The 10,301-nt window shown below is 60.3% G+C and carries 13 protein-coding genes and 1 pseudogene; 2 read left to right on the forward strand and 12 right to left on the reverse strand.

Annotated features, from left to right (window positions below):
- Window positions 1-922 (forward strand): ethanolamine permease (gene eat, locus AC1DH9_RS13120; RefSeq protein ID WP_477808268.1); only part of this gene is annotated, 922 nt, incomplete at its 5' end.
- Window positions 923-1,045: 123 nt separating this feature from the next.
- On the forward strand, window positions 1,046-1,213 hold the full coding sequence (locus AC1DH9_RS13125) for a DUF2897 family protein (RefSeq protein ID WP_427538990.1): 168 nt from the start codon (window positions 1,046-1,048) through the stop codon (window positions 1,211-1,213).
- Window positions 1,214-1,258: 45 nt separating this feature from the next.
- Here the strand turns inward: AC1DH9_RS13125 and AC1DH9_RS13130 are convergent, their stop codons facing one another.
- From AC1DH9_RS13130 to AC1DH9_RS13185, 12 genes and pseudogenes are all read right to left on the reverse strand, one after another.
- Window positions 1,259-2,110, reverse strand: a complete 852-nt coding sequence (locus tag AC1DH9_RS13130) for an urea carboxylase-associated family protein (RefSeq protein WP_427538992.1) — start codon at window positions 2,108-2,110, stop codon at window positions 1,259-1,261.
- Between the two features lie 15 nt (window positions 2,111-2,125).
- On the reverse strand, window positions 2,126-2,779 hold the full coding sequence (locus AC1DH9_RS13135) for a GntR family transcriptional regulator (RefSeq protein ID WP_427538995.1): 654 nt from the start codon (window positions 2,777-2,779) through the stop codon (window positions 2,126-2,128).
- Between the two features lie 125 nt (window positions 2,780-2,904).
- On the reverse strand, window positions 2,905-3,306 hold the full coding sequence (locus AC1DH9_RS13140; RefSeq protein WP_427529987.1) for a hypothetical protein: 402 nt from the start codon (window positions 3,304-3,306) through the stop codon (window positions 2,905-2,907).
- A 13-nt stretch (window positions 3,307-3,319) separates the two neighbouring features.
- Window positions 3,320-4,528 carry a c-type cytochrome biogenesis protein CcmI gene (ccmI, locus tag AC1DH9_RS13145; protein WP_427538998.1) on the reverse strand — a complete coding sequence of 403 codons (1,209 nt, stop codon included), beginning with the start codon at window positions 4,526-4,528 and terminating at the stop codon, window positions 3,320-3,322.
- Window positions 4,521-4,994 carry a cytochrome c-type biogenesis protein gene (locus AC1DH9_RS13150; RefSeq protein ID WP_427539001.1) on the reverse strand — a complete coding sequence of 158 codons (474 nt, stop codon included), beginning with the start codon at window positions 4,992-4,994 and terminating at the stop codon, window positions 4,521-4,523. The genes ccmI and AC1DH9_RS13150 overlap by 8 nt, the downstream gene beginning before the upstream one ends.
- Window positions 4,991-5,527, reverse strand: a complete 537-nt coding sequence (locus AC1DH9_RS13155) for a DsbE family thiol:disulfide interchange protein (RefSeq protein ID WP_019692351.1) — start codon at window positions 5,525-5,527, stop codon at window positions 4,991-4,993. Before AC1DH9_RS13155 ends, AC1DH9_RS13150 begins: the two co-directional genes overlap by 4 nt.
- A complete protein-coding gene (locus AC1DH9_RS13160; RefSeq protein WP_427539005.1) occupies window positions 5,524-7,512 on the reverse strand; it encodes a heme lyase CcmF/NrfE family subunit in 1,989 nt (662 codons plus the stop codon). The genes AC1DH9_RS13155 and AC1DH9_RS13160 overlap by 4 nt, the downstream gene beginning before the upstream one ends.
- A 3-nt stretch (window positions 7,513-7,515) precedes the next feature.
- Window positions 7,516-7,971, reverse strand: a complete 456-nt coding sequence (gene ccmE / locus AC1DH9_RS13165) for a cytochrome c maturation protein CcmE (protein ID WP_427529977.1) — start codon at window positions 7,969-7,971, stop codon at window positions 7,516-7,518.
- On the reverse strand, window positions 7,968-8,144 hold the full coding sequence (gene ccmD, locus AC1DH9_RS13170) for a heme exporter protein CcmD (RefSeq protein WP_019692354.1): 177 nt from the start codon (window positions 8,142-8,144) through the stop codon (window positions 7,968-7,970). Before ccmD ends, ccmE begins: the two co-directional genes overlap by 4 nt.
- Window positions 8,144-8,896 (reverse strand): heme ABC transporter permease, encoded by a 753-nt coding sequence (locus tag AC1DH9_RS13175; protein WP_054596312.1) that lies wholly within the window; start codon window positions 8,894-8,896, stop codon window positions 8,144-8,146. The genes ccmD and AC1DH9_RS13175 overlap by 1 nt, the downstream gene beginning before the upstream one ends.
- Before the next feature lie 77 nt (window positions 8,897-8,973).
- Window positions 8,974-9,642, reverse strand: coding sequence for a heme exporter protein CcmB (gene ccmB / locus AC1DH9_RS13180; protein ID WP_477808269.1), 669 nt, complete (start codon window positions 9,640-9,642; stop codon window positions 8,974-8,976).
- An 18-nt stretch (window positions 9,643-9,660) separates the two neighbouring features.
- Window positions 9,661-9,963 (reverse strand): annotated as a pseudogene (locus AC1DH9_RS13185) (ATP-binding cassette domain-containing protein); the annotation flags it as partial.
- Window positions 9,964-10,301 lie beyond the last annotated feature (338 nt).

The raw sequence follows: 10,301 nt of genomic DNA on the forward strand, positions 1-10,301 counted from the left end.
GGTGGTGTGTGTGCTGGCAGTCATCGAGTTGCTGGTCTTCATGGGCGTGGTTGCCCCGGCATTCAGCTTCAGCAATTTCGCCCTCAATGGTTGGGCCGGCTCCGATGCATTCGGTGGACCGGCCATCGCCGGGATGTTCGCGGCGATTCCCTTCGCCATCTGGTTCTTCCTCGCCATCGAAGGTGCGGCCATGGCCGCCGAAGAAGCCAAGGACCCGAAACGGACGATTCCCAAGGCCTACATCAGCGGCATTCTGACCCTGGTATTGCTGGCCATGGGCGTGATGTTMTTTGCCGGTGGCGTGGGTGACTGGCGGACCCTGGCGAACATCAACGATCCGTTGCCGCAAGCGATGAAAGCCGTGGTCGGTGAAAGCTCCGGCTGGCTGCACATGCTGGTGTGGATTGGCCTGTTCGGGCTGGTGGCGAGCTTCCACGGGATCATCCTTGGCTATTCGCGACAGTTCTTCGCCCTCGCCCGCGCCGGATACCTGCCGGCCTACCTGGCCAAGCTGTCGCGCTTCCAGACCCCGCACCGGGCAATCATCGCTGGCGGCCTGATCGGCATCGCGGCCATTTACAGCGACGGGCTGATCAACCTCAGTGGCATGACCCTGACCGCCGCGATGATCACCATGGCGGTATTCGGCGCTATCGTGATGTACATCATGAGCATGCTGAGCCTGTTCAAACTGCGTAAAACCGAACCGAACCTGGAACGGACTTTCCGTGCGCCCGGCTACCCACTGATACCGGCGACCGCCCTGGCATTGGCGGTGGTGTGCCTGGTGGCGATGGCCTGGTTCAACGCGCTGATCGGGGCGATCTTCCTCGGCTTCATGGCGGTCGGTTTTGTCTACTTCCTGCTGACAGCGCAATTGCGTGCCGATGCACCGGCAGATGCGATGCTGACCGGTCTTTGATGAGGTGCCCCAGGCAGAACAGGCCTAGAATGGAACCATAGAGAAACGCCGTGACTCAAAATGGATAGGCACGGCGTTGACGCGAAACCATTCGCGCCAACACCTGTCCTGAAGGAGAACCCTATGCCCTGGTATGCCTGGTTGATTCTGGTGGTTGCTATCGGATCGATCGTCGGTGGCTTGATGTTGCTGCGCGACACTGCGAACAAAGTGGAATTGACCGACGAACAACGTAAACGCGTCGCTGAGCGCAACGCCGAAGCGGACGCCAAGGATGCGAAAGATCGTTGACTGAACTGTGGCGAGGGAGCTTGCTCCCACGCCACAAAAACTTCTCTACTTCTCCCACTCGGCTTTGGCGATATGCAAGCCGTGCATCCCCTTGTACGCGGCCCGCTCAGGCTGGCTCCAGCCGTCGAGCAACGTTTCCTCCAAACGATAGATTTCCACGCCCAAAGGCCGGCAGACGCTCAACGGGTCCTGCGCATTCGGCCCCCACATCGGCAGCGACAAATCGCCCCCCGGGCAGGTCGACAATGCACACAGCAGATCGATCTCGGCGAAGAACTCCAGATAATCGCCCTTCTGCGCCGGGCAGGCCTTCATGAAATACATATCGTCGTGGTTGAGCCCCGTGCACTGAAAGATGTTCAGCACGTCATGCACGTCGAACTCGGTCAGACCGTGAGGTAACACGGCGCGGGTCAGGTTCGAATGGCAATGGTGATGGAAGTCCTCGCCGGTGAGCATTTTGTTCACATAGGGATCGCAGCGCGTGCCCAGCAGATCGTGCAGACGTCCGCCGTGTTCGTCGATGCCATAGTTGGCCAGGCTGTCGTCGGTGATGGTCACCAGCGGCCGCAGAAAAGGCAGGTTCGACCACAGCCGGTCATGGGTGCTGACATGAGCCCCCTGCAATTGCCGGGTCCGCGCAGCCCACAGCCGCTCGCGCGGGTCGTTGGCATTCCAGACGTTGAAGTCTCCCACTTGCGGGCCCACGGGTGTGGTCACACGAAACACATGCCCCGCCGGGACGTGCCAGGCGCGGCCGGTGCGGATCGGCACTTCAAATTGCTCGATCAGCGTGCGCGCGGCCGGTGTATCGCGGATCCGCTCGTAGAAGGCTTTATCGATCTGCAACGCCGAACCCTTACTGACCTGATAAGCCGCGGGATAGTCTTTGTACATGGCATGAGTCCTCGATCAATGACGGGAAGGATGGTTGAACAACTCAAGCAATTGCTGTTCGGAATCGTCGAGATAGTCGCTCAAGGCGTCGTAAGCGCCGGGCTTGTCGCCCTCGACCAGCAAGTCGTGAATGTGCCGGTCGCGCTCAAGCCAGGGCGCCTGGAAGCGGGACTCGTCAGGTGCCGCACTGAACACCAGGCGCAGTTGCGCAACGACATTGGTAAAGAATTCATCGAACAGCGGGCTGCGTAACAAACCGACAATGTGTTGGTGAAAACGCAGGCTGTGGGTGCCGACAGCCCGCCAGTCTTCACGCTCGCGGGCCAACTGCGCGGCTTCAATGGCGTCGATCATGTGATCGGATTGGTATTCGCGCAGCGGTCGGCTGGCGCTGATGGCCTGTAGCTCCAGCGTGCGTCGGACCTGAAACAGGTCGCGCACCTGATCGGCGCCGAGCTGGCGAACCATCACGCCTTTATTTCGGACATAAAGGGTCAGGCCCTCCTGCCCCAAGCGGTGCAGCGCTTCGCGGATGGTATTGCGCGAGGCGTTGTAGGCAATCACCAGATCGCCTTCCACCAACGCCCGGCCTGGTAGCAAACGACCGCCAATGATGTCGGCACGCAACTCCAGTGTGATGTGGTCAGCCAGGGACAGTCCGCTGCTCATACTCATCGCCTCAAGATTGTTCAACAATCGTCAACCAATGAGTAATCACTATTCGTGCCAGTTTCAACCTGCATGCCACGCCTGGCGCACAATGCAAAACGGCGACCCTTGGGTCGCCGTTTTCGTTACTGACTGTATTGCTTGCCCAATCCTGGCGGTACGCCATGGATGTCGATCTCTTCCCACGGACCGTTCGGGCTGATGCTGCGACTCCAGCCGTTGTTCCAGCGGTAGTAGGTGCGCTGGCGGTAGAAGGTGTCGGTCTGGTTGTCGAGAACGTAGACGCCGAGTTTCGCATCCCAATGGCTGTTGCCGCCCGGCGGTGGGGCAAAGCTTGCCGAGGTGCGCGGCTGCGGTTTRCCAGGTTTGTTTGGGGTCACCGGTTTGCCAGGGGCGGTCGTCGGTTTGCTGCCTGGGTACGATGACGGAATGGGCGGCAACCGCTCTTCATGTGACGGCGGCTGGACCGCACATGCACTTAACCCCAAGACTAGACTGAGCAGGGTGATACGAGCGATGGCGGTCATAGCGGATTCCTGATTATTTGTCTGGGCTGTCGATGGTCAATTGTTGCGGCGCGGTAGTGCTGCTGGCCAAAGGCTCGCTGCGACCGACCCACTCACCGGCAGTCGGCTGGCCGGCACGAGATACGCGCGCGACCAGTTGGACTTCAGGAAAGTTCGACAGTTTCAATTGCGGCATCATTGCGTCGGCATCGCCCAGCTCAATGGTCGCTGGCAGGTCGGCAACGGTCAGGCGCTTGGCTGCCAATGGCGCCGGAGGGCCTGAAGTGGCGCGAGCGAAAATGAACACACTGTCACCTGGCTGTACCTTGGCTTTCACGTTCGCCGCCAGATCAACCGTCACTTTCAGCAGCGCTACCGGCTTGGCCGCTACGACAGGCGTCTTGGCGACAGTACCGCCGCTCGCTTGCAGTTTTTCGGTTGCCCGTGCAATGCCACCTTCCAGCGCGCTGCGCGAGTTGTCTTCGGGTGGCAGTTGAGCCAACAGACGCCCCCAGTAGTCGATGGCCTCCTGATAACGCTCGCCTTCGAAAGCCGCGATGCCCAACAATCCAAGGCTGGTGACTTCTTTAGGATCGGCCTTCAGTGCTTCGTCGGTCAGCGCCTGGATCTTCTCCGACCACTTTTTGTTGTCGGCAAAGTACTGCGCCTGGGCCCATTGGCCGAGCAATTCAGGCTGACGGCCAGCCAATGCCACGGTGCGCTCGAAGATCTTCGCAGCGTCCGCTGGGCGGTCCTGAGCCATGTAGGTACGACCCAGGAAATACAGGCCTTCGGCCGAATCCGGTTGCGCCGCCACAGCGCGTTCGAGACGACGGGTCATCTCTTCCATCGATTGCGGTGCCTGGGCGAATTCGCGGGTCAATTCGACCTTGTCACTGGCGCCGAAATGCAGGTACAGCCCCAGGCCCAACACCGGCACCAGGATCGCTGCCAGCAGAGGCAACGGCTTGCCCAGACGAGAAACCCGGCCCGTGTCGGCACCTTCGGTATCGGCCAGCAGCTCACGAGCCGCTTCGTCACGGCCGGCGCTCATTTGTGTCGCATCAAGCACGCCTTCGGCCTGCTGAGCCTGTAACTCAGCCACGCGTTCCTGATAAAGCGCCACGTTCAGCGCGGTACGATCCTCTTCACGCTGGGCCCGACGGCCACGCAGAACCGGGATCAACAAGAAACTCAGGGCAACCAGTAGAAGCAGACCTGCAGCAAGCCAGAAATCAATCATTCTTGGTGTTATCCAACAGTTGGTCGAGGCGCTTGCGCTCATCAACAGAAAGCGTGTCTTGACCTGCCGTGCGCTCGGCACGACGGCGACGGACGATCAAGGCGATCACCAGCACGCCACCGAGCAACAACCCGGCCGGACCAAACCACAGCAGCGCGGTCTTGCCGTTCAGGGCTGGCTTGTAGCGCACGAAGTCGCCATAGCGGTCGACCATGAAGTCGATGATCTGCTGGTTGTCCTTGCCCTCGCCGAGCATGCGGAAAATCTCTTTGCGCAGGTCAGCGGCAATCGGTGCGTTGGAATCGGCAATGTCCTGATTCTGGCACTTGGGGCAACGCAGTTCTTTGGTCAGTTCGTGAAAACGCTCGCGCTCGGCGTCATTGGCGAACACGTAAGTGTCGATGGCCGCGTGAGCGACACCCGCCATGCTCAGGCCGAGTACGGCGGCAGCAATCCAGCGCTTCATGGCTTGGCCTCATCGACCAGCGCCTGATACTTGGCCGCCAGTTTTTCGCGCCAGACCACTTCGTCGATCACCCCGACGTACTTGTCGCGGATGATGCCTTTGGCGTCGATGAAGAAGGTTTCCGGAGCGCCGTAAACGCCGAGGTTCAAGCCCAGGGAGCCCGCCTCGTCACGGATATCCAGCAGGTATGGGTTGTGGAACTCGACCAGCCACTTCAAGGCATCGGTATTGATGTCCTTGTAGTTGACGCCATAAATCACCACGCCCTGCTGGGCCAGCTTGTTCAGCACCGGGTGTTCAACCCGGCAGGAAATGCACCAGGTGCCCCAGACGTTGACCAATGCCGGTTTGCCCAGCAGATCAGCACGGGTCAGGGTCTTGTCGCCTTGCACGGCCGGCAGGGAAAACTCGGGGAACGGCTTGCCGATCATCGCCGAGGGCAGCTCGGCCGGGTCCAGGTAGAGGCCCCGGTAAAGAAACACCGCCACCACCAGAAACAGCGCCAGTGGCAACACCATTAACCAACGTCTCATGCAGTGGCTCCCGTCATGCCCAGCGCTTCACGCACGCGACTTTTCACCTTGACCCGATAACGACGATCCAGCGCCGCCAGCAACCCACCGAAACCTGTCAGCAAACCGCCGAACCAGATCCAGCGCACGAATGGTTTGACGTGCACGCGCACGGCCCAGGCGCCATTCTCCAGCGGCTCGCCGAGCGCCACGTACAGATCGCGGGTGAAACCGGCATCGATGCCGGCTTCGGTCATCATGGAGTTCTGTACGGTGTACAGACGCTTTTCCGGGTGCAGCACCGCGACTTCCTTGCCCGACCGGATCACCCGGATAGTGCCTTTGTCGGAGGTGAAGTTCGGTCCTTCGAAGTGCTTGGCGCCCTCGAAAATGAAGTGATAACCGGCAAGGTCCATCGACTCGCCCGGTGCCAGGCGCAAATCGCGCTCAGCGCTGTTCTGGCTCGAAAGCACCACACCCAAGGCGCACACCGCGATACCCAGGTGCGCAACCTGCATGCCCCAATAGCTGCGGCTCAGGCTCGGCAGGCCTTTGATCAGGCCCTTGTTGCGGGTCTTGTCGAAAATGTCACGCACACCGGCCAGCAACACCCAGGCCGCAAGCATGAAGGTCGCCAGCACGGCCCAGTTGAAGTCGCCATAAGCGATCCCGGCGACGACCGCCAAAGCAGCGCTGCCGAGCAACACCGGAGTCAGCATGTTCATCAGCCATTTCACCGGCGTGTCTTTCCAGCGCACCAGCACACCGACGGCCATCACCACCATCAGCAACGCCATCAACGGAATGAACAACGCATTGAAATACGGCGGGCCGACCGACATCTTGGCGCCGCTCAGGGCATCGAGCACCAGCGGATACAAGGTACCGAGCAGAATCATCGAAGCCGCGACTACCAGCACCAGGTTATTGCCCAGCAGCAGGGTTTCACGCGACCACAGGTTGAAGCCGACATGGCTCTTGACTACCGGCGCGCGCAGGGCGAACAGCGTCAGCGAACCGCCAACCACAAACAGCAGGAAAATCAGGATGAACACGCCCCGCGCAGGGTCCGAGGCAAACGCGTGCACCGAGGTCAGCACACCGGAACGCACCAGGAAGGTCCCCAGCAGGCTCAGCGAGAACGCGGCAATGGCCAGCAACACAGTCCAGCTTTTGAACACACCGCGTTTTTCAGTCACCGCCAACGAGTGAATCAGCGCCGTACCGACCAGCCAAGGCATGAACGAGGCGTTTTCCACCGGGTCCCAGAACCACCAGCCGCCCCAGCCGAGTTCGTAGTAGGCCCACCAGGAGCCGAGGGTGATGCCGATACCGAGGAAAGCCCAGGCGACGATGGTCCAGGGCCGCGACCAACGAGCCCACGCCGCATCCAGTCGACCGCCAAGCAAGGCCGCAATCGCAAAGGCGAACGCCACCGAGAAACCGACATAGCCCATGTAGAGCATCGGCGGGTGAACGATCAGGCCAATGTCTTGCAGCAACGGGTTGAGGTCATGACCGTCAGTGGGAATCTGCGGCAGAACCCGTGCGAACGGGTTCGAGGTGAGAATCAGGAACAGCAGGAAACCGGTGCTGATCATGCCCATCACCGCCAGCACGCGAGCCAGCATGACCTGCGGCAGTTGCCGGGAGAAGATCGACACGGCGAAGGTCCAGCCGCCGAGAATCAAGGCCCAGAGCAGCAAGGAACCTTCGTGGGCGCCCCACACCGCGCTGAATTTGTAGTACCACGGCAAGGCGCTGTTGGAGTTGTTGGCGACATACCCCACCGAAAAGTCATCGGTCATGAAGGCGTAGGTCAGGCAGCCGAAGGCGAACAGCAGAAAGGTGAACTGGCCCCAGGCCGCTGGCTGGGCCAGGCCCATCCACATGCGGTCACCGCGCCAGGCACCGAGYAACGGCACGGTGGCCTGAACGACGGCAAAGCACAGGGCGAGAATCATCGCCAGATGGCCCAACTCGGGAATGAAGATGCCTGAGGTCATGGATCAACCCTCCTTCGCGGGTGTTGGAGCGGATTGACCACTGTCTTTGAGCGCCTTGGTCACTTCCGGCGGCATGTATTTCTCGTCGTGCTTGGCCAGCACTTCGTCAGCCACCACCACGCCGTCTGCATTCAGTTTGCCCAGCGCAACGATGCCCTGCCCTTCGCGGAACAGGTCCGGAAGGATGCCGCGGTAGGTGATGGTCACGGATTTGTTGAAGTCGGTGACGATGAATTTCACGTCCAGCGAATCGCCGGAGCGTTGCAGCGAGCCCTTCTCGACCATGCCGCCAGCACGAATGCGCGTGTCTTGCGGGGCTTCGCCATTGGCGATCTGGGTCGGTGTGTAAAAGAGGTTGATGTTCTGCTGCAAGGCACTGAGGGCCAGGCCGACAGCTGCGCCGACACCGACCAGGATCGCGAAAATAATGACAAGACGCTTTTTACGCAGCGGATTCACTTGCTGTTCTCCCGGCGCAGACGGCGCGCCTCTTGTTGCAGGTAACGCTTGCGGGCCAGGATCGGCGCAGCCACGTTGAGAGCCAGTACCGCCAGGCAGATGCCATAAGCCGACCAGACATAAAGACCGTGATGGCCCATGGCGAGGAAGTCGCCGAATGAAGCAAAACTCATTACGCGGCCTCCAGGCTGTTTTGTACTTCGGCCTTGACCCAGCTGGCACGGGCTTCGCGCTTGAGCACTTCAAGGCGCATGCGCAGCAACAGCACGGCGCCGAAGAAACAGTAGAAACCCAGCACCGTCAGCAGCAACGGCAGCCACATTTCGGCCGGCATTGCCGGTTTTTCGGTGAGGCTGAAGGTGGCGCCCTGATGCAGGGTGTTCCACCACTCCACCGAGTACTTGATGATCGGGATGTTGATCACGCCGACAATCGCCAGCACCGCGCAGGCCTTGGCCGCGCTGTCACGATTGCTGATGGCGTTGCCCAGTGCAATGAGACCGAAGTACAGAAACAGCAGAATCAGCATGGACGTAAGTCGTGCATCCCAGACCCACCACGAACCCCAGGTCGGTTTGCCCCAGATCGCTCCGGTGACCAGCGCCACGGCGGTCATCCAGGCACCGATCGGCGCTGCACATTGCAGGGCGACGTCCGCCAGTTTCATCTTCCACACCAGCCCGACAATGCCGCAGACCGCCAGCATCACGTAGCAGGACTGCGCCAGCATGGCGGCCGGTACGTGAATGTAGATGATTCGAAAGCTGTTGCCTTGCTGGTAGTCCGGCGGCGCGAAGGCCAGGCCCCAGACCACGCCGACGCCGATCAGCAGCAACGCCGCGACACTCAGCCAGGGCAGCAGTTTGCCGCTGATGCCGTAAAACCATTTGGGCGAGCCGAGCTTATGAAACCAGGTCCAGTTCATTGCTGTTTCCATCACGGTTGTTCTTCGCCATCACAAAGAAYCAGGGTCTTTACTGGTTAAAATTTAACCAGACCTCATTATTCGCCGACGCTGATCTTCAGGCCAGCGGCTATTGCAAAGGGTGTCAGGGTTATCGCCAGGGCGGTCAGGCTACCAAGCCACAGCAAATAACCGGTTGCCGGCATACCCTGCAAGGCTGCCTGCAAGGCGCCACTGCCGAGAATCAACACCGGGATGTACAACGGCAGAATCAACAACGCCAGCAACAAACCGCCGCGCTTCAATCCGACCGTCAGCGCCGCGCCCACCGCACCGAGCAAGCTCAATACCGGTGTACCGAGCAACAGCGACAAGAGCAAAACCGGCAGACAGGCGGCAGGCAAACCGAGCATCAACGCCAATAACGGGGCAAGCRACACCAGTGCCAAGCCGGAAAACGCCCAGTGTGCCAGCACCTTTGCCAAAACCAGAAGAGGCAAGGGGTGCGACGAAAGGACCCACTGTTCAAGGGATCMGTCCTCGAAATCACTGCGGAAAAGCCCGTCCAGCGAGAGCAGAACCGATAAAAGGGCCGCGACCCAGACCAGCCCCGGTGACAAGGTTTGCAACAATTGTGTCTCAGGTCCGACCGCCAATGGAAACATTGAGACAACGATGGCGAAGAACACGAGAGGGTTGACAAGCTCGGCAGGACGACGACACAACAAACGCGCCTCACGGGCGACCAACAGTGCAAAAACACTCATACGGCCCACTGCCCCAGATGCCAGCGCCTGCCAGATCGCCTCGTGCGTCGCCGGCTGATGCAACGCGCACAGCCAGCTGAGGTTCTCTTCAGGGGTCAGCAGGTCCTTGATTCCGGCGGCATGGCCGATCCACAACAGGTTGTGGGCCAGCTCCGGGCGTTGCGTGTTCAATGGCTGGCCGTTGAGCAATACCTGGCCACTGGTCGGCTGCATCAAACCGGCAAGCAGGCGCAGCAGGCTGGTCTTGCCGCTGCCGTTGGGGCCGCTGATCTGCAACATGTCACCGCGGCCCAGACGCAACTCGAGGTTTTCGAAGAGCATCCGCCAGTCTCGCTCACAGGCGAGCGCTACGGCTTCTAGTAGAGGGCTGGTCAAGAGATCACGGGCCTTTACGGTTCAAGTCGGCAATGGAGCGGCCGTTAAAGTGATGCAGCATAGATGCATTGACGGCCTGTTCTAGAGAGCTGCGTCAAACAATTGCGATGTTTTTGACACGCCTCCCGAAGACGGGCGGCATTATACATGTCATGTCCTACTCTCAAGAGGGCAATTTCGACAGGGTGTGACTTGATGACCGGCGACATGAACATCCTTCCACTGCCCGCGATGACGCCGGCCACCTCGCGCCCGCTCGTGGTCGGTGGTGAGCTGCTCAAGTT

The organism is Pseudomonas sp. 05T35, from assembly GCF_056396605.1.